The organism is Cellulomonas dongxiuzhuiae (assembly GCF_018623035.1).
Lineage (GTDB): Bacteria > Actinomycetota > Actinomycetes > Actinomycetales > Cellulomonadaceae > Cellulomonas > Cellulomonas dongxiuzhuiae.
On the sequence record NZ_CP076023.1, the window covers coordinates 1,936,484 to 1,954,739 of the forward strand.

At 77.2% G+C, this 18,256-nt stretch carries 17 protein-coding genes; 3 read left to right on the forward strand and 14 right to left on the reverse strand.

The annotated features are described in order from the left end of the window. Positions 1–6: 6 nt before the first annotated feature. From KKR89_RS08690 to KKR89_RS08730, 9 genes are read right to left on the reverse strand one after another with little or no spacing between them, the layout of a single operon-like run. On the reverse strand, positions 7–975 hold the full coding sequence (locus tag KKR89_RS08690; RefSeq protein WP_208195002.1) for a glycosyltransferase family 9 protein: 969 nt from the start codon (positions 973–975) through the stop codon (positions 7–9). Then, positions 972–1,703 (reverse strand): SDR family oxidoreductase, encoded by a 732-nt coding sequence (locus tag KKR89_RS08695; protein WP_251141080.1) that lies wholly within the window; start codon positions 1,701–1,703, stop codon positions 972–974. Before KKR89_RS08695 ends, KKR89_RS08690 begins: the two co-directional genes overlap by 4 nt. Next, positions 1,700–3,175 carry a PfkB family carbohydrate kinase gene (locus KKR89_RS08700; RefSeq protein WP_251141081.1) on the reverse strand — a complete coding sequence of 492 codons (1,476 nt, stop codon included), beginning with the start codon at positions 3,173–3,175 and terminating at the stop codon, positions 1,700–1,702. The genes KKR89_RS08695 and KKR89_RS08700 overlap by 4 nt, the downstream gene beginning before the upstream one ends. Continuing rightward, positions 3,172–3,819, reverse strand: a complete 648-nt coding sequence (locus KKR89_RS08705; protein ID WP_214765760.1) for a D-sedoheptulose-7-phosphate isomerase — start codon at positions 3,817–3,819, stop codon at positions 3,172–3,174. The genes KKR89_RS08700 and KKR89_RS08705 overlap by 4 nt, the downstream gene beginning before the upstream one ends. Continuing rightward, positions 3,816–5,048 (reverse strand): glycosyltransferase, encoded by a 1,233-nt coding sequence (locus KKR89_RS08710; protein ID WP_208195003.1) that lies wholly within the window; start codon positions 5,046–5,048, stop codon positions 3,816–3,818. Before KKR89_RS08710 ends, KKR89_RS08705 begins: the two co-directional genes overlap by 4 nt. Further along, complete coding sequence (locus KKR89_RS08715) at positions 5,045–6,004, reverse strand: glycosyltransferase family 4 protein (RefSeq protein ID WP_208195004.1); 960 nt, start codon at positions 6,002–6,004, stop codon at positions 5,045–5,047. The genes KKR89_RS08710 and KKR89_RS08715 overlap by 4 nt, the downstream gene beginning before the upstream one ends. Continuing rightward, complete coding sequence (locus KKR89_RS08720; protein WP_208195005.1) at positions 6,001–7,119, reverse strand: glycosyltransferase family 9 protein; 1,119 nt, start codon at positions 7,117–7,119, stop codon at positions 6,001–6,003. Before KKR89_RS08720 ends, KKR89_RS08715 begins: the two co-directional genes overlap by 4 nt. After that, positions 7,116–8,753 carry an HAD-IIIA family hydrolase gene (locus KKR89_RS18570; protein WP_208195006.1) on the reverse strand — a complete coding sequence of 546 codons (1,638 nt, stop codon included), beginning with the start codon at positions 8,751–8,753 and terminating at the stop codon, positions 7,116–7,118. Before KKR89_RS18570 ends, KKR89_RS08720 begins: the two co-directional genes overlap by 4 nt. Beyond that, on the reverse strand, positions 8,750–10,480 hold the full coding sequence (locus KKR89_RS08730) for a carbamoyltransferase family protein (protein WP_208195007.1): 1,731 nt from the start codon (positions 10,478–10,480) through the stop codon (positions 8,750–8,752). The genes KKR89_RS18570 and KKR89_RS08730 overlap by 4 nt, the downstream gene beginning before the upstream one ends. Positions 10,481–10,674: 194 nt before the next feature. Here KKR89_RS08730 and KKR89_RS08735 point away from each other — a divergent pair, with 194 nt between their 5' ends. Next, positions 10,675–12,159 carry an aldehyde dehydrogenase family protein gene (locus tag KKR89_RS08735; protein ID WP_208195008.1) on the forward strand — a complete coding sequence of 495 codons (1,485 nt, stop codon included), beginning with the start codon at positions 10,675–10,677 and terminating at the stop codon, positions 12,157–12,159. Between the two features lie 121 nt (positions 12,160–12,280). Then, entirely contained in the window at positions 12,281–13,045 is a 765-nt protein-coding gene (locus KKR89_RS08740; RefSeq protein WP_251141082.1) for a glycosyltransferase family 2 protein, read from the forward strand. Between the two features lie 25 nt (positions 13,046–13,070). Here KKR89_RS08740 and KKR89_RS08745 read toward each other — a convergent pair whose 3' ends face one another. The 3 genes from KKR89_RS08745 to KKR89_RS08755 form a co-directional block, all read right to left on the reverse strand. Continuing rightward, a complete protein-coding gene (locus tag KKR89_RS08745; protein WP_208195009.1) occupies positions 13,071–14,558 on the reverse strand; it encodes a PP2C family protein-serine/threonine phosphatase in 1,488 nt (495 codons plus the stop codon). Then, positions 14,555–15,274, reverse strand: a complete 720-nt coding sequence (locus KKR89_RS08750) for a GAF and ANTAR domain-containing protein (protein WP_208195010.1) — start codon at positions 15,272–15,274, stop codon at positions 14,555–14,557. The genes KKR89_RS08745 and KKR89_RS08750 overlap by 4 nt, the downstream gene beginning before the upstream one ends. A 115-nt stretch (positions 15,275–15,389) precedes the next feature. Beyond that, positions 15,390–16,169, reverse strand: coding sequence for an ANTAR domain-containing protein (locus KKR89_RS08755; protein ID WP_208195011.1), 780 nt, complete (start codon positions 16,167–16,169; stop codon positions 15,390–15,392). Positions 16,170–16,430: 261 nt separating this feature from the next. Here KKR89_RS08755 and KKR89_RS08760 point away from each other — a divergent pair, with 261 nt between their 5' ends. Further along, positions 16,431–16,601: a hypothetical protein gene (locus KKR89_RS08760; RefSeq protein ID WP_243882207.1), complete on the forward strand. Its 171-nt coding sequence runs from the start codon at positions 16,431–16,433 to the stop codon at positions 16,599–16,601. On the opposite strand, the gene KKR89_RS08765 is transcribed toward KKR89_RS08760, so the two are convergent. After that, positions 16,553–17,245, reverse strand: coding sequence for a hypothetical protein (locus KKR89_RS08765; protein WP_208195012.1), 693 nt, complete (start codon positions 17,243–17,245; stop codon positions 16,553–16,555). The two genes, KKR89_RS08760 and KKR89_RS08765, sit on opposite strands and share 49 nt — an antisense overlap. Then, positions 17,242–18,183: a glycosyltransferase family 2 protein gene (locus tag KKR89_RS08770; RefSeq protein WP_208195013.1), complete on the reverse strand. Its 942-nt coding sequence runs from the start codon at positions 18,181–18,183 to the stop codon at positions 17,242–17,244. Before KKR89_RS08770 ends, KKR89_RS08765 begins: the two co-directional genes overlap by 4 nt. Positions 18,184–18,256: the final 73 nt, after the last annotated feature.

Here is an 18,256-nt window from a genome sequence, read left to right on the forward strand (position 1 = left end):
CCCGCGTCAGCCCGATGCGTGCCCGTGCGGGGCCGGTGCCGCCAGGAGCGCGACGGCGGCCTCCAGCACCTCGTCGACGGTGATCGCGGTGAGCGCCGGGTCGACGTCCGTCCCGTGCGGGTCGCCCGGCCGGTGCGGGTCACCGTGCCACAGCACCGCGTGCCGGTCGGAGTCGATCGCCGGCCCCCACCACCGTGGCGGGGTGGGGCCGAACAGCAGGACGGACGGCGTGGCGACGGCGGTCGCCAGGTGCGCGACCCCCGTGTCGCCGCACACCACGAGCCGGGCGCCCGCGACGAGGCCCGCCAGCCCCGGCACGTCGAGGGAGCCGGCGAGCACGCGCGGGTCACGGCCCGAGGCCTCGGCGACGGCCGCGCACAGGTCCACCTCCGCCGGGCCGCCCGTCAGCGTCACGTCCTGGCGCGCGGCGACGAGCGCGCGCGCGACCTCGCCCCAGCGCGCGACCGGCCACCGGCGGGACCCGGAGGCGGCGCCCGGGTGCAGCACGACCGTCCCCGGCGCGGTGGCCCGGTCCGGCGGCACGGGCAGCCGCAGGTCCGACGCGTCGCAGGGGCCGCCCGCGGACGTCACGAGCCGGCACCAGCGGACGACCTCGTGCTCGTCAGCGCGCCACGTCGGCCCCTGCGGGTGCTCGGGCGTCGCGTACGCGACGAGCCGCGACGGCCGCGTCGCCGCCAGCACCCGGTGGCTCTGCGGACCACGGCCGTGCAGGTTGACGGCCACGTGCCCGGTCCCGTCCCACGTGAGCGGTGCCAGTCCCTGGGTGACCAGCAGGTCGTCGACGACGCCGAGGTCGCGCAACCAGGTGCCGGTCGCGGCCGGACCGGCGAGCACGAGGCGCCGGTCCGGCCACGCGCGACGCACGCCCCGCAGCGCGGCCACGCCCGTCAGCGCGTCGCCGAGCCCGAGCGCGCGCAGGACGAGGACGTCGCCCGTCGTCCGCGCACCGCTCACGGCCAGGAGCTCTCCCCGGACGCCATGACGAGCAGCTCCCGGATCTCCGAGCCGACGGGCTGGCGCAGCGCGGTGAGCACGGCTCCGGCCGTCGCGCGCGGGTCGTTCAGGTCGGCGTCGGGGCCGGGCCGGTACTGCTCGGTGCGGCCGTCGAAGAACGGGGTCCGCATGCCGCCGGGGATGAGGCACGTGACGCCGACGCTGCCGGCCAGCTCAGCGGCCAGCGCGTGCGAGAAGCCGCGGACCGCGAACTTCGACGCGCTGTACGCCGTCGCGTCGCTCATGCCGCGCAGCGCGAGCGTCGAGGCGACGGTCACGACGGTGCCGCGCACCTTCTCCAGGTACGGCACGGCGGCCCGGACCACCGCGACCGTGCCGAACAGGTTGACGGCGACGACCTTCTCCCAGGTCGCGGGGTCGATGTCGACCAGCCGCCCGCACGCGTCGGTGCCGGCGGCGGTCACGACGCCCGTCGGCTCCCCGGCCAGCCGCACGAGCTCCTCGACGGCCGCCGCGGCGGCGGCCGAGTCGGACAGGTCCACCTCGACGTGCGGCACGTCCGCAGCCGGTGCGACGCGGTCGAGCACCGCCGCGCTCCCGCCCGATGCGAGCACCGCGTCCACGACGGCGGCCCCGAGGCCGGACGCGCCTCCGGTGACGAACACGGTCCCCAGCTCGCGCGGGGTCAGCAGCGCGGGGGAGTCGGTCGGGTCCAGCACGGTGCTCACACGGTCTCCTTCGTGGTGGTGGTCGCGCGGGCCGTGCCCGAGCGCTCGATGATCGACGTCGTCGAACGGCCGTCGAGGTAGGGGAGCAGGACCACGCGGCCGCCGTGGGCCCGGACGGTCGCGGCCTCGGGCAGCGGTGCGCCGCCGTAGTCACCGCCCTTGGCCCACACGTCGGGACGCAGGCGGTCGAGGGCGGCGCGCGGGTCGTCCTCGTCGAACACGACGACCGCGTCCACGCAGTCGAGGGCCTCGAGGACGCGCGCGCGGTCCGCGGCGGTGACGACGGGCCGGCCCGCACCCTTGAGCCGGCGCACCGAGGCGTCGGAGTTCATGAGCACGACGAGCGCGTCGCCCAGCCGCCGGGCGGCCTGCAGCGTCGCGACGTGACCCGCGTGGACGATGTCGAAGCAGCCGCCCGTCGCGACCAGGGAGCGGCCGTCCCGGCGCAGGCGTGCGGCCAGCGCCGCCACGTCGTCCAGCCCGGACTGACCGGCCGGCGCGGGTGTCCCGGGGTCGTGCACCGTCCCGCTGCCGATTCCGGCGCCCGGGTGGGTGGCGGCCGGTCCGCCGCGCCCCCGGTACGCCTCGGCGCCACCCGCCGCGACCCAGGCGCTCGCGTCGCGGACACCGCGGGCGACCGCCTCGACCGGCAGCGCACCGGCGGCGAGGGCGAGCGCCGCCGATGCGGCGAACCGGTCGCCCGCACCGCACGGGTCACCGCCGGTCACGGCCGGTGCGGGGACGTACTGCGCCTCGCCACCGGCGGCCACGAACGCGCCGTCGGCGCTCACGGTGACGGCCACGGCGCGTGCCCGCCAGAGCTCGCGCAGGCGACGGGCCAGGTCGTCGCCGGGCCCGTCGCCTCCGGCCGCGTCGCGCCGCAGCGCGCCCCGCGCCTCGCCGAGGTTGGGCGTCACGAGGGTGACGCCGGCCACCGGGGGCCCACCGCGCGGGTGCGGGTCCCACACGACGAGTCCCGTGGCGGCCGCGTCGGCGAGCAGCGCCCGCAGGTCCTCGTCGCGCGTGACGCCCGCGCCGTAGTCCGACACCAGCACGACGTCGGCCGCGGCCAGCACCCGGCGGACCGCGTCGACCGGCACGTCACCGGGCGTGCCCGGTCCACCGTCGTCGATCCGGACCAGCGAGTGCGCCGCGCTGCGGACCCGGACCTTGCGGCGCGTCCCGCCGGCGTGCGGCAGCGCCAGCACGTCGACGTCCCGGGCCAGCCGCTCGTGCAGCGCCCGGCCCGCGGCGTCGTCGGCGAGCGGCGCGACCAGTGTCACGCGTGCGTCCTGCGCGGCCAGCAGCGCGGTGAGCCCCGCGCCGCCCGGGCTCTCCCGGACGTGCGTCACGTCGAGCACGGGCGCGGGAGCGTCCGGGCACAGGCGGTCCACCCGGCCCTCGACGTCGCGGTCGAGCACGACGTCGCCGACCACGACGACGTGCGGGCGGCCGCGCACGTCGGCGCTCACGCCCGGACCTCCACGGCCGCGGCCGCCGCGGGGCGTCCTGCCGCACGCGCCGAGCCGGGGGAGCCCGCCGGTCGCAGCGCGAGGTGCTCGTCGAGCACCGCGCACACGGCGTGCACGGCGACCAGGTGCACGGCCTGCACGGCCGCGGTCGTCGGTGCGTCGACGACCAGGACGTCGTCCGACGCCGCTGCCAGCGGGTTCGGGCCCGGGCCCGTCATGGACCACACCTCCACCCCCACCTCGCGCGCCCGCTCCGCGGCGCGCAGCACGTTGGCGCTGCGCCCCGACGTCGACAGGAGCACCAGGACGTCCCCGGGCCGGCCGTGCGCCTCCACCTGGCGGGCGAACATCTCGTCGATGCCGTAGTCGTTGACGATCGCCGTGACGCTCGAGCTCTCCGAGCACAGGCACAGGGCCGACAGGGGACGCCGCTCGTGGAGGAACCGCCCGACCAGCTCGGACGTCAGGTGCTGCGCCTCCGCGGCGCTCCCGCCGTTGCCGGCGGCAAGCAGCCGCGCGCCCTCGGTCAGGCGGCGTGCGAGCGTCGCGCCCCACCGCTCGACCGTGCCCGCCTGCCCGCGCAGGCTGCGCAGCCCCGCGCCCAGCTCGGCGTCGTGCGTCTCGATCCACGCGCGCGCGCTCACACCGCCACCTCCTCGACCCGTGCCGCGCCCCGGGCCCCGAACGTCAGGGACCGGTACACCCGCTCCGTCTGCGCCGCGACGCACCGCCACGAGTAGCGCGCGAGGGCACGACGACGCGCCGCCGCACCGCACGCGCGGCGGCGCACCGGGTCGGCGAGGAGACCGCGCACGGCAGCCGCCAGCGCAGCGGGGTCGCGGGGTGGCACGAGCACGCCCGTCACGCCGTCGACGACGGAGTCCAGCAGGCCGCCCACCGCGCTGCCGACGACCGGCACGCCGCACGCCGCGGCCTCGAGCGGCACGATGCCGAACGGCTCGTACCAGGGCGTCGCGACGACCAGGTCCGCCGACGACACGAGCGCCGGCACGTCGTCGTGGCCGACGCGCCCCAGCAGGTGGACCCGGTCGGCGACCCCGAGGCGCGCGGCGAGCGCGGTCAGCCGGGTCGCCTCCGCGTCCTCGCGCAGCGCCGCGGCGTCGGGGCCGCCGGCGACGAGCAGCTCGGTGCCCGGCAGGTCGACGAGCGCGGCGAGGACCGTGTCGAGCCCCTTGCGCTCGACCAGCCGGCCCAGGCACACCAGGCGGTGCGGCTGGCGCCGCGGCAACGGGCCGGCTGCGCGGCGCACGGGCCGGAAGTGCGCGACGTCGACACCGCACGGCACGACCCGCACGCGCGACGCCGGCACGCCCAGGCGCGCCAGCTCCCGCACCTCGTCCGTGCACGTCGCGACCACCGCGTCGACGCGCCGGCCGATCGCGGCCTCGGCGGTGATCCGGCCCGCCGGGCTGGTGTCCTTGGCGCCCTGGTGACGCCGCTTCACGGAGCCCAGCGCGTGGTAGGTCTGCACCGTCGGCACGCCGTGCACCGCCGCCGCCTGCAGCGCGGCGAGGCCCGACATCCAGAAGTGCGCGTGCACGACGTCCGGCGCCCCGTGCGTCGCCCAGTCGTCGGCGACCCACGAGCCGAGGTCGCGCACCCAGGGCAGCAGCTCGTCCTTCGGCACGGCCGTGGCCGGGCCCGCGGGCACGTGCACGACCTCGACGCCCGGCGTCATCGGAACGCGCTCCGGCAGGTCGGGGTCGTCGCGTCGCGTGTACACGGTCACCTCGTGCCCCTGGTCCGCCAGCGCGCCGGCGAGCGCTGCGACGTGGACGTTCTGGCCGCCCGCGTCGACGCCGCCCAGGACCGCGAGCGGGCTCGCGTGCTCCGACACCATCGCGATCCTCATCGCGTCACCCCTTCGATCACCTCGTGCCAGTCGGACAGGAACCGCTCCAGCCCGAACCGCCGCAGCGCGTGCTCGCGGGCCGCGAGCCCGCGCTCCTTCGCCTCGGCCGGGTCGGCCAGCCAGCGGCGAGCAGCCGCGACCAGGTCGGACGGGTCGCTGCTCACCACGCCCGCGTCCGCGGGCACCGCCTCGGGTGCGGCCGTCGTCGCGAGCGCCAGCACGGGCATGCCGAGCGTCATCGCCTCCACCAGCGACAGCCCGAGGCTGGTCCACCGGTAGGGGTGCAGGTACGCACGAGCACCGGCGAGCTGCTGGTGCATGCGGGCCTGCGGCACGTCGTCGTGCAGGTGCGCCGCGTGCGCGGGCAGGTGGCCGGCGAGCGCCGCCATCCCCATCCCGTACACCTCGACCGGCACGGCGTCGGCGACGCGCAGCAGGACGTCGGTGCCCGCGACCCGCCAGCGCCGCACCGGCTCGTTGACGACCGCGGCGACGCGTGCGCGCTCACCGGTCCACAGGTGCCCGGGGTCGGGCACGCCGTGCTCGACGACCGTGACGGGCGCGCGGCCGTTGTCCCACACCAGCGCGTTGAACGCCGTCACGTGCACCAGCAGGACGTCGTCGCGGCCGGCCAGCAGGTGACGGGTCCCCACGGGGTGCTCCACGGGCGTGTTGTGCTCGACGTACACGGCGGGCACGTCGACGCCCGCGCGCAGCCCGGCCCACCGCTCGAGCAGCTCGAGGTCCCGCGGGCGCTGCAGCAGGACGACGTCGAACCTCTCGTCGCGCAGCCCTGCCAGCGGCACCTCGCGCACGCACACCGGCCAGTCCCACGTGCGGGCGCGCCCCAGGCCGTCGGGGGAGCGCTCGGCGTCCACGGGGACGAGGTACTCGTGCGCGCCCTGGACGAACGACGTCATCCACGAGCCGTGCACGTGCCACGCCAGGATCCTCATGCCACCACCTCCTGCGGTGCGGGGGCCACGCCCGTGCGGGTGCCGGCGAGCGGCTCGCCGGCGGAGCCGGCCGCGAGCGCCAGCGCGTCGACGGCGGCCACGACGCGGGCCGGTGCGACGGACGACAGGCACGGGTGCCCCGGGACCGGGCAGGTGCGCGACCGCGTCCCCGCGCACGGCGCCTCCTGGTCTCCGAGCACGACGCTCGGCACGGCCCACGGCGACCAGCGACCGGCCGGGACGACCGGCGAGAACAACGACACGACGGGCGTGCCGACCGCCGCGGCCAGGTGGGCGGGGCCGGTGTTGCCGACCACGACGACGTCGGCACCGGCGAGCACGGCCGCCAGCCCGGCGAGCGACGTCCGGCCCGCCACGTCCACCGCACCGGCGACGCCCGCGGTGACGTGCGCCGCCAGGTCGCGCTCGCCGCGCCCGCCCGTGACGAGCACGGTGCGGCCCGCGTCGGCCAGGGCCGCGACGATCTCCCGTGCGTGGTCGGGCGACGGGGCGCGGGCCGGTACCGAGGCTCCCGGGTGGACCACGACGTACGAACCGGTCGCACCGCCGGTCGCACGCACGAGCGCGTCGGCGTGCAGGGCCGCGGCGAGCGTCGGCAGCGGGGTGCGCAGGGCCAGGCGTCCGTCGTCCCCGGCGGGGAGCCGCCCGCCCGCGGCCGTGGCCAGGTCGAGCGCGGCCTCCACCTCGTGCAGCCCCTCGGGGCGGCGGTGGCGCAGGTCGAGCAGCGACCCGGGGTAGTCCTCGCTCGTGCCGGCCACGAACGGCACACCGGCGAGCCGCAGCACGAGCGCGACGGGCAGCGGGCTCTGGTGGAAGGACGTGAGGACCACGGCACGGTCGTACCGCCGTGCGGCGAGGTCGGCGACGAGCCCGTGGACGGCCCGGGGGTCGACCGGGGGCGGGGCGTACCCGCTCCACGGCGGGTCGAACACGAGCACGTCGTCGACGCCGGGCAGCAGCCGGGCGGCGTGGGCCCCGGCGGGCGAGGCCAGCACGTCGAGACGCTCGGCGGTGGCGGCGAGCGCGCGCAGCGCGGGCCCGCTCAGCAGGACGTCACCGTCGCTGTCGAGCCGGACCGCCAGGACGCGCGTCATGCGGCGACCTCCGTCTCGGTGCCGACCTCGGGCTCGTGCGGTGCGGCGTCCACCGGCTGCGCGTCGAGCCGGTCGGCGGGCGTCCCGACGACGTCGGGCAGGACGGCCACGAGGGCCGCGCGGAGGTCGGTCGCCACCTCCGGGGCGGCGTCGACCTCCTCGGGCAGCGTGGCGGGCGTCGGGACGAGCACCGGGCGCGCGCCCGCGGCCAGCGCCGCCTCCACGTCGGCGCCGATGTCGCCCACCACCGCGCACTCCCACGGTGCGACGCCCAGCTCACGGGCCGCCGCGAGCACCATGCCGGGTGCGGGCTTGCGGCACGTGCAGCCGTCGTCGTCCGTGTGGGGGCAGACCTGCACGGTGCCGAACGACCCCAGCAGGTCGGTGACGCGCGCGTTCACGGCCGTCACCTGGGCGTCCGTCAGCAGGCCGCGGCCGATGCCCGACTGGTTGCTCACGAGGCCGACCCGCACGCCCGCCGCGCGGAGGGCGTCGAGCAGCTCGCGTGCGCCCGCCACGGCACGCACCTGGGACGGGTCCCCGTTGTACGGCACGTCGTGGACGAGCGTGCCGTCGCGGTCGAAGAGCACGGCGCGCACCGGCGGGCGCCACGGCGGCGCACCGCCGCGATGCGCGATCGTGCCCGCGACGCGGTGACGCACCGCCGCGAACGGCAGCACCACCGAGGTCAACGCCATGCGCCGCCACTCGTCGCGCCAGCCCTCGTCACCCGGGCGAGGGCCCGGCAGGACGCGGATCCGTACGAGGTCGGCCGTCAGGGCGGCCCATGCGGCACCCGCGGCGGCCGCCGCGCGCGGCCGTCCCGCGACGAGCGCGGCCCCGCCGGCGGTCGCGGCCGCCACGGTCGCGACGTGCCAGGCGAACCGCCCCCGCCCCGTCTGCGCCAGGTCGCGCCAGCGGGGGCCGTGCGCGGCCCGCAGCAGCGCGTCGTCGCGGGCCCCGGCCTGCACGCGCACGCTCACGCGGTCGTCGGCCGGACGCACCGGGTGCGTGGTGACGCGGTCCCCGACGTGCAGGCGCCACCCGGCCTGCCGCACGCGCAGCGCGAGGTCGGCGTCCTCCCGGTAGGCGCGCGGGAAGCGCTCGTCGAACCCGTCGACCGCCACGAGCGCGGTCCGGCGGTACGCCATGTCGGCGGTCGCCCAGCGCGCGCCCTCGAGACCGCCGGTGCTGCGCTCCCAGTCCGTCGGCGGCCGGTGCGCCGGCAACGGCACCCGCAGCCGACCCTGCGTGGCGGCGACGTCGGGCTCGGAGTCGGCCGCGGCCAGGTCGGCGGCGAACGCCTCGGCCCAGCCGGCGGGCAGCAGCACGTCGTCGTCGAGGAACAGCACCCACGGCGTGCGCACCCGGCGCCACCCCGCGTTGCGGGCGGCGGCCGGTCCGCGCCCACCGACCCGCACGACGCGCACGGGCAGCGCGACGTCGTCCACGTCGAGCGGCTCCGCGGCGGTCAGCGGACGGTCGTCGCACACCACGACCGCCTCGGGCGCGGGCAGCACCGCACCCAGCGGCTGCGCGGCGAGCGTGTCGAGCAGCGCGCGCAGCGACGGTCGGCCGATCGTCGGCACGACGACCGACCACGCGGGTGGCGACGCGAGCCCCGACGGCGTCACGCCGTCGCTCCCTCGCCGCCACGGGCTGCGTCACCCGGCGGGTCGTCGACCGCGCCGCCGGCCGGGCGTGGGCTCCCGGCCGCTGCGAAGACGTCCGCCCGGCGCACCAGGTGGGGGCCGAGGACCAGCAGGTCGACGGGAGCCGAGCCGAACAGCTCGAGGGCGTCGCGGGGGTCGTCGACCATCGGCCGGCCCGCGGTGTTGAGGCTCGTGTTGATGACGACCGGCAAGCCCGTGCGGTCCGCGAACGCCTCGATCGTCGCGCCGAGACGCGGCTGCCTCGCCGGGTCGACGGTCTGGATGCGCGCGGTGCCGTCGACGTGCACCGCAGCCGGGATCCGGTCACGCCACGCATCGGCGACCCGGTGCACGAAGAGCATGTACGGGCTCGGGAGCGGACCGTCGGAGAAGATCTCCGGCGCGCGGTCCAGCAGCACCATCGGCGCCACCGGGCGGAACTGCTCGCGCCCCTTGACGTCGTTCATGCGCTCGAGGTTCTCGGCGTGCCCGGGGTGCGCCAGCAGCGAGCGGTGACCCAGCGCGCGCGGGCCGAACTCGCTGCGCCCGTCGAACCACGCGACGACGCCGTCCGCCGCCAGCACGTCGGCGACGTCCTGCGCGAACCGCTCCGGCGGCGGGGTCGTGAACGGCACGCGGGCGCCGCGCAGCCACTGCGCGAGCTGGGCGTCGTCCCACTCGCGGCCCAGGTCCGCACCCGGCATGGGCCGCACCGGCTCACCGAGCTCCGCGGCCGCCTGGAGCGCCGCTCCCAGCGACGTGCCCGCGTCCCCGGCGGCGGGCTGCACCCACACCTCCTCGAACCCGCTCTCGCGCCAGATGCGGGAGTTCGCGACGCAGTTCAGCGCGATGCCCCCGGCCATCGTCAGGACGCGGTCGCCGGTGCGCTCGTGCAGCCACCGCGCGAGGTCGACCAGGACCTCCTCCAGGCGCACCTGCACCGACGACGCGAGGTCGGCGTGCTCGCCGCCCCACGTGCCGTCGTCGACGCGCCTGCTCGCGAACCGCGTCCAGTCGGGGATCTCGGCGACGAACCCGCCGTCCCCGGTCGCGTACACGTGCTCGCGCAGCTGCTCGAGGAACCGGGGGCGGCCGTAGGACGCGAGCGCCATGACCTTGTACTCGTCCGACGAGCGCAGGAAGCCCAGGTGCTCCGTCAACGACTCGTACAGCAGCCCCAGCGAGTGCGGCAGCTCCTGGGTCGTGAAGACCTCGATCCGCCCGCCCTCGTAGCGTCCCGCCAGGTGCGAGGCCCGTTCTCCGCGTCCGTCGAGCACCAGGACGCTGCTCGTCGGGAACGGCGAGGCGAGCGCGGCCGACGCCGCGTGGGCGACGTGGTGCGGCACGTGGTGCAGGCGCGCGTGCTCGATCCCGGGCAGCGCGCTGCGCAGGAACCCGCCGACGTTCTGCGCGTACGTCGTGCGCAGGTGGTCCCACGGGTCGTGCAGGCCCAGGTCCTCCGCGGACTTCGACAGCTCGGGGTCGAACGAGTACGCGACGACGTCCACGTCGGCCGGCGTCAGTCCCGCGCGCTCGAGGCACCACCGCATCGACAGCTCCGGCAGCTCCCACGCCGAGAAGGGCACGGGTCGCTTGCCGTGCTTGCGGCGGCTGAACCGCTCCTCCTCGGCGGCGGCGACGACCTCGCCGTCCACGACGAGGGCGGCCGAGGGGTCGTGGTAGATCGCGTTGACGCCGAGCACCCGCATGAGTGGCCGACCTTCCGTGCATGGTCCACAGTCGGGGTGGACGCAGTGCTGCGGCTGGCTCGCTGCTGAACCGTCCCGCGCCGGTGATCCCGGCCCAGCGTGGAGCACTTCACCCGCTCGTGCACGTCGAGACGATTCGTCGGACTCGTCCGACTCGTCCCCCCACCCGTACGGACCCGTCGATCGGAGAGCACATGACCACCGCGACCGCCCCGGCCGCCGCGCACCCCGACGTCCCGACCTCGGTCGACCGCCTCGACGTGCACCACCTCGGCGGCCGCCCGGTGGCAGCCCGTGGCACCCGCGAGATCGTGCGCGTGTCGCCCGTCGACGGCCGGCCCGCCGTGGTGCTGGTCCCCGCCGACGCGCACGAGGTCGACGCCGCCGTGGCGGGCGCCCACGCCGCGCGACGCACCTGGCGACGGACCGTGCCGCAGGAGCGGGCGGCCGCGCTGCGGACCGCCGCCGCGCACGTCCGGGCACGGGCCGAGGAGCTCGGCATGCTCCTCACCCGGGACACGGGCCGGCTGCTCACCCAGTCGGTCGCGTCCGCACACGTGGCGGCCGACATCCTCGAGGAGACGGCGACCACCGGCCTGGGGGCGACAGGTCGCGCGCTCGCGGGCGACCCGCTCGCGCTGGACGTCGTGCGCCGCGAGCCGCACGGCGTCGTCGCAGTCATCACGCCCTGGAACGACCCGTTCCCGGCGGCGGCAGGCCTGCTCGCCGCCGCGCTGGTGACGGGCAACACCGTCGTGCACAAGCCGTCCGAGCGCAGCCCGCGTGCGGGCTTCGAGCTCGCGCGGACGATCGCCGAGGCGTTCCCGGGCGGCGTCCTCGAGGTCGTCAACGGTGACGGGGAGACGGGCGCGGCGCTCGTCGCGGACACCCGTGTGGCCCTCGTCGCCCAGGTCGGCAGCAGCGCGACCGGTCGAGCCATCGCCCGCGCGGCGGGGGAGCGGGGCGCGCGCGTGCTGCGGGAGAACGGTGGCAAGGACGCGCTGGTCGTGGACGCGGGCGTCGACGCGGCGTGGGCGGCGCGGCAGATCGCCACGGGGGCGTTCACGAACACAGGGCAGCTGTGCACGTCGGTCGAGCGGGTGTACCTCCACCAGGACGTCGCCGACGCGGTCCTCGCGGCGCTGGTCGCGATCGCCGAGGAGATGCGGGTGGGAGCGCCCGAGGAGCCCGGGACCGAGCTCGGTCCGCTGGTCGACGGGGCGCAGCGCGACGTCGTCGTGCGGCACGTCGAGGAGGCCGTGGCCGCCGGCGCGCGTGCGCTCGTCGGCGGTCGGCCGCTCGACGGCCCTGGCGCGTACTACCCGCCGACGGTCCTGGACGGCTGCACGGCGGACATGGCGGTCATGCGCGAGGAGACCTTCGGTCCGGTGGTGGCGATCACGCGCGTACCGGACTTCGCCACCGCGCTCGAGCTGGCCGACGCCGGCGCCTACGGGCTCGCCGCGACCGTGCTCACGCCGCGGCTGGACCACGCGCTGCTCGCGGCCGAGCAGCTCGACGTCGGGACCGTGAAGATCAACGCGGTGTTCGGCGGCGCGCCCGGCGGCTCGGCCGACCCGCGGCGCGAGTCCGGCGCGGGCGCCGGCTACGGTCCCGACCTGCTGGCGGCGATGACGCAGCTCAAGACCGTGCACCTCGAGCCCGCGGTCACCGGCTGACGTCGCCACCTGTCACCCCTGCCGCGCGCACCCGACCCTCCCTGCCCGGTGGCGGCACCCGGACGCGAGGGCGAGGATCGTGCGGACGAGCCCGACGCGGTCGGGCCCAGGCAGGAGGACCGTGGACCCCCACGCCACCGCTGTGGCGGTGACCCGCGGCGCCGGGCGCGGTGTCGTCGTCTCGGTCGTCGTCCCGGCCCGGGACGACGCCGAGCACCTCGCCGTGTGCCTCGCGCTCCTCGCCTGCCAGACGCGCGCGCCCGACGAGGTGGTGGTCGTCGACAACGCGTCGCGGGACGCCACGGCCGACGTCGCACGACGTCACGGTGCCCGGGTCCTCCACGAGCCGCGCGTCGGCATCCCCGCAGCGGTGGCGACCGGCTACGACGCCGCACGCGGCGACGTGATCCTGCGCCTGGACGCCGACTCCCGGCCCGGGCCCGACTGGGTCGCCCACGCGCTGGACGTGCTGCGCGACCCCGACGTCGACGCCGTCAGCGGATGGGGTCGGTTCGACCTGCCGGGACCGTGGGGCGGGCTGCTCGCCCTGACCTACCTCGGGTCCTACTACGCCCTCGGTGAGCTCGCCGCCGGGCACCCGGTGCTGTGGGGCTCGTCGGCCGCGCTGCGCGCCGGTGCCTGGCAGCGGGTCCGCGGCGAGGTGACCCGGACGGGCGACGTGCACGACGACCTCGACCTCGCGATGGCGCTCGGGCCGGGCGCTCGGGTCGTCGTGGACCGGACCTGGCGCGTCGGGGTCTCCGCCCGGTCGGTGCGCCCGGGGCGGCAGTGGTTCCGCCGGTTCGGGCGCGCGTACCGCACGCTGCGGCGGCAGTGGCAGGTGGCGCCGCCCTGGGAGCGGTGGTGGGTGCGCCTGCGGGGATGAGCGTGCTCGCGCGCGCGGGACCCCCTCACAGCGGCTCGGGGTACGGCGCCGCCGGCTCGGGGTCGAGCGCGTCCTGGCCCTCGGTCGTCCACTGCACGAGCAGCAGCGTCGCGTCGTCCTGGAGGACGCCGTGCTGGTGCTTCCGGATCGCCTGGGAGACCCGCCGGACGACCTCGGGCAGCGGGAGGTGCTCGGCGGCACCGCGCTGCAGCGTGTCGACGAGCCGCGCCACACCGAACTCCTGACGCTCCTGGTCGCGGGCGTCGGTGACCCCGTCGGTGTACAGCACCACGGTGTCGTCGGGCTGCAGGTTCTCCTCGCCGACCGTCATGTCGCGCAGGTCCAGCCCGAGCACCGGCCGGCGCCCCGCGGCGAGGCTCTTGACGACCTTCCCCTCCCGGAAGAGGAGGGGGGCGGGATGGCCGGCGACCAGGTACCTGAGCCGCCCCGTCGTGAGGTCGAGGTCGGCGACGACGCCCGTCGCGAGCACGTCGCCGTGGAACCCCTCGGCGATCGCGTCGTGGACCGCCTCGACCTGCTCGAAGAGCCCGGCACCGGAGCGCCGGGCGCTGCGGTACGCCGACACCGCGGCCGCGGCAGCGAACCCGGCTCGCAGGTCCTGCCCCATGGCGTCGACCACGGCGAACTGCGCGCGGTCGGCGGACAGCGCGTAGTCGAAGACGTCGCCCCCGATGTCGTGCGTCGGCTCGATGCGACCGGCCACGAGCACACGGTCGGTGCCGGCCGTCAGCGGCGGCAGGAGGCGCCACACGAGCTCGGCCTGCGCGCTGCGGGGCCGGCTCACGCGCAGCGACTCGAGGAAGTCGCCGTAGGCGGTCGTCGAGGAGACGAGATGACCGAGCTGGTGCGCCCACCACCAGCACTGTCGGTGCAGCTGGGGGTCGGTGAGCTCCGCCGGCTCGCGCGTCATGACGTCCAGGACGCCGAGCCGCTCGACGCCGTCGATGACGGGCACCCACAGGCGCGCCTGGCCGTCGTCCGACACGGTCGTCTCGATCTGCAGCCGGCGGAACGCCCGGCCGGGCAGGGTGCCGTCGATGCGCAGCGGGGGCCGGCTCGCCCCGCCGTCGCCGGGCACGGGGACGAGCATCTCCGTGGCGTCGTCGGCGAGGTACGCCACGACGCCCACGCCGAGGTGACCGCCTGCGGCGGACAGGACCGCAGGCAGCGCCTCCGGGGGCGCCAGGTGGGTGCCCCGGAGCATCGCGACGAGCGCCGCCGGGAGCCCCGTCGAGGGCTCGGGCGGGCGCACGGTGCGCGAGTACGGTGCGCGGGCCGCACCGGCGAGGGTGTTGAGGTGGTCGTTGACGGCCAGCGCGACCCGGTCGCGCTCGACCTCGGGCAGGTCCGCCTCGCCGGCGAGGAACGCCTCGAGGTCCACCACCCCCGCGCTGCCGCCCAGCGCGACGTACCGCAGCCACAGCTCGTCGACCGTCTGGCGCGTCCGCAGGTGCGCGATGCGCATGAGTCGCCAGTGCGGCTCGGTCGTCACGGCCGGACGACCACCCGGCGGGCGTGCTCCGTCAGCGCGCGCGAGGCGATGTCGTGGACGCTGAGGCGCTCGCGCTCGGCGACGGACGCGAGGTGCCCGAGGGCGGCCTGCTCGGTGACGCGGTCCCGCCCCATGAGCAGCCCGATGGCCTGCTGCAGCGCGTCGCGCCGGGCGAGCAGCGCCTGCACGTCGCCGCCGAGCCGTCCTGCCTGGCGGGACGACCGCGCACCCGCGACCAGGAGCGCGGTCTGCGCGGCGAACAGGCCGAGCGTCGTCTCGTCGTGGTCGGTGAACGCCCCGGCGTCCCGCGAGTACAGCTTGATGGCACCGAACGCGGTGTCCCCTGCGACGACGGGTGCGCTGAGCACGGCGTGCAGCCCGAGACCGACCACCGCGGACGCCCACCGGGGCCAGCGGGTCTCCGCCGCGGCGTCGTCGACCCGCACGACGCGACGCGTCAGCCACGCGGTGAGGCAGGGCCCCTCCGCCAGCTCGTACTGCAACCCGTCGGCATTCTCGACGAGCCGGTCGGTCCCCGCCGTGGTGGCCGAGACGCCGTCGTCCCCGACCAGCGTGATCCCCGCCCCGTACGCCGACGGCACGGCCTGCACGGCCGTCGACGTCAGCAGCCGCAGCACCCCGTCCACCGTCCGGCCCGCCAGCATCAGCCCGGAGGCCCGGGCCACCACGTGCTCCAACGAGGATCCCGCCGTCATGACGTCGCCTCCTTGCGACCACCCACGGTTGCGGTGATCCATCGACTGTACGACCGGCGCCGTCGCAGCGCAGTCGGTCGCCCCGCAACCGCGTCGACGCGGGACCGCGCCCCGGCTAGGCCGGCGGCGACGCCGCGTCGGCCCGTGACCCGGGCCCGGACGTGCGGGCGCCTCCGGCGGCACGAGGTGACGTGCTGGCTCGCGGCTGGAACGGCGACACGCGGGGCGGACGTCCCGACACGCGCGTCACGATCTCCGTCGCCACGACCCGGAGCTTCGCGTTGCGGTGCATCGAGGCCGTCCGCAGGATGTCGAAGGCGGTGTCGGCGTCGCAGCGGTTCTGGGCCATGATCACGCCCAGAGCCTGGTCGATCACGGCGCGCGCACCGAGCGCGGCCAGCGAGTCCTCCGTCGCGCGCGTGACCGACTCGACCTCGAGCGCCGTGAGCCACAGCAGGGCGATCGCGTCCGCGAGCTCCGACAGCCGACGGAGCTGGTGGGGCGGCCAACCGCCCGGCGTGTCGCGGTGGACGCTGAGCGCGACCCTGGCGTGCTCGTGCCGCCCCAGCACCACGGCCACCGACTGCACGCCGGCGTCCGCGCAGGCGCGTGCCCACCCGGGCCACCGAGCGCACGTCACGACGTCGTCCACGACGACGTCACGGTCCTCGATCAGGGCGAGCGCCCGTGGTCCGCCACCTGCGACGTCCTGCGCGGCGTCGCACCGTCCTGCCGCCGCCGACGTGGCCGTGACCCACCGCTGGTCGTCGCCCGACCGGACGACGACGCTCGTGTGAGCGTCGACCGCCTGCCGCGCCTGGTTCGCCAGTGTCGGCACGAGCGCCTCCAGCCATGCGGACGCGTGGTGCCGGACCTGCCCGTCGATGATCTCCATGCGCTCGTCTCCGCCGCCGCTCGCCGTCCCACCACCTGGCGTCCTGCATCGACACCGGCCTCCGGGTCACCGGTCCGAGAGCGACCCGGGGGGCGCGTCGACGGAGCCGCGGCCGACGCGGTCAGGGTAGGGCTCCGGAGGGCCGACGGCATCCGGGCGGCGACGCGCCGGCGTCCGGGAGCTCCGGTCGAGACGTGCGCGCACCGGGGCCGTGCGGGCGCGCGCGGGGGCCCTCGTCTGCAGGACTCGCCCACCTTCACGGTGCCGCGCGGGCTCAAGGCGCTCGTCGACCGCTTCGGGCCCCGCGGCGAGTCCCAGTGGAAGATCGTCGTGACCGCTTCCGTCATCACGACGGTCCCGATGATCCTGCTGTTCCTCTTGCGTCAGCGGTGCTTCGTCCAGGGCGTCTCGACGACGGGCAGCAAGGGCTGACGCGAGGCGGCGTACGCGGGCAGCCGGAGCGCCGCCGCCCAGCCGTACGTGCCGTACGGCGCGTGCAGGACGGGGTCGAACCGGGGGTCGGCCGTGTGGTCCCGCTCGGTCGCGACGAGCCGGCCGCACCGCTGCCACGGTCCTCCCGGCCGCGCCGCCAGGAGCACGAGGTCGACCCGCAGGTCACCGTCGTGGACGTCCCCGAACGCGCCGGGACCCGGGACGGCGCCGAGCAGCAACGGGCCGCCCGAGGTGCGGAACGGCATGATCGTGCTGAACGCGCCGGTCCACGGCCTGCGCCGGGGGACGAGGACGAAGCGACCCGCACGCCCGGCGCCGGTCCCGGAGAGCAGCAGGTCGCGCGGCGCACCGTCGACGTGCCAGCGCACCGCGACGCCGTGCACGTCCGGCAGCCCGGGCGGCAGGCCCGCCGCACGCGACACACGGACGAGCGCGGGACCGCGGTACCCGGGAGCGGGCAGGGGAGAGCCGGGACCGCCCGCGAGCTCCAGCGTCCCGTGGAGGGTCGCACCCTGCGGGTGCAGCGCGCGGCCGCGCCGCAGCGCGGCGACGGGCGCCGGCACGAGCGCCAGGAGCCCGCCCAGGACACGCACCGGGAGCGGCCCGGGGGACCGGCCGGTCACCGGGATCCCGCGACGCCGCGGGCGGGGCGGTCCCCTGCGCCCGGTGCGCTGCCGTCGAGCTGCGCGATGTCCGCGAGGACGTGCCGCGGCAGCACACGGCGCTGCCGCAGGGCGCCGGGCAGGTCCCGCACCGCGTCGAGGGCGCCACGGCGCGTCGCGGCGTCCTCGACGAGCGCCTGCCGCACCCGGACCAGCGCGTCCCGCCGGGGCAGCCGCAGCAGGCCCGTCAGGACCCGGGACCGGGCCACCGCCCGCCGGCGTGCTGCGGCGTCGTGGCGTCGCGGCGAGGGATGGTGGTGGACCACGGGTCCGGCGACGTAGGCCGGGGGTGCGCCCTGGGCCGTCAGGTCCCAGGCGAGCCGCTCCTCCTCGCCGGGGAAGCGCACGACGTCGTCGAACCCGCCCGCGCGCAGGAAGGCGTCACGCCGCACCATGGCGGCGCAGGCCATGAACCCGAGCACGCGGGGTCCCGGCAACAGCTCCCCGCCACCCTCCAGCGGAGAGGCTGCGAGCACGTCGCAGAAGGGGTCGCGGCGTTCGGCGGCGCCGACCAGGACGTCGACCGCCACCAGCCCCGCCGCCGGTGCCGACGCGAGCGCGTCCGCGGCGGCGGCCAGCGACCCGGGGGACCACCACGAGTCGTCGTCCGCGAAGGCGACGAACGGTGTCGTCGCTCGCCGGACGCCGATGGTCCGGCCCGCCGCTGCGAGGTTCCGGCCCAGCTCGACGACCTCCACGTTCGGGAAGGCGCGCCGCACGGCCTCGACGGTGCCGTCGGTCGATCCGTTGTCGACGAGGATCACGCGCGCCCGGTGCCGTCCCAGGGTCCGCAGCAGGTCGTCACGACGGTCGCGGCTGGCCACGACGACTGTGACCCGGGGGTCCTCCGGCGGCTCGGGCCCGTCGCCGGAGCCGTCCGGACGCAGCGTGCTCTGCACGGCGGCACCTCCACGAGGCGGGTGAGGCGAGGGCGGAGTCCGGGGGACCCCGCCGTCCGAGGGTACGAAGACC

Bases quoted from the DNA above. Each gene is read 5' to 3' on its own strand.
- KKR89_RS08710 (WP_208195003.1), bottom strand. From the start codon at position 5,048: ATGAGGATCGCGATGGTGTCGGAGCACGCGAGCCCGCTCGCGGTCCTG.
- KKR89_RS08715 (WP_208195004.1), bottom strand. From the start codon at position 6,004: ATGAGGATCCTGGCGTGGCACGTGCACGGCTCGTGGATGACGTCGTTC.
- KKR89_RS08720 (WP_208195005.1), bottom strand. From the start codon at position 7,119: ATGACGCGCGTCCTGGCGGTCCGGCTCGACAGCGACGGTGACGTCCTG.
- KKR89_RS08730 (WP_208195007.1), bottom strand. From the start codon at position 10,480: ATGCGGGTGCTCGGCGTCAACGCGATCTACCACGACCCCTCGGCCGCC.
- KKR89_RS08735 (WP_208195008.1), top strand. From the start codon at position 10,675: ATGACCACCGCGACCGCCCCGGCCGCCGCGCACCCCGACGTCCCGACC.
- KKR89_RS08750 (WP_208195010.1), bottom strand. From the start codon at position 15,274: ATGACGGCGGGATCCTCGTTGGAGCACGTGGTGGCCCGGGCCTCCGGG.
- KKR89_RS08755 (WP_208195011.1), bottom strand. From the start codon at position 16,169: ATGGAGATCATCGACGGGCAGGTCCGGCACCACGCGTCCGCATGGCTG.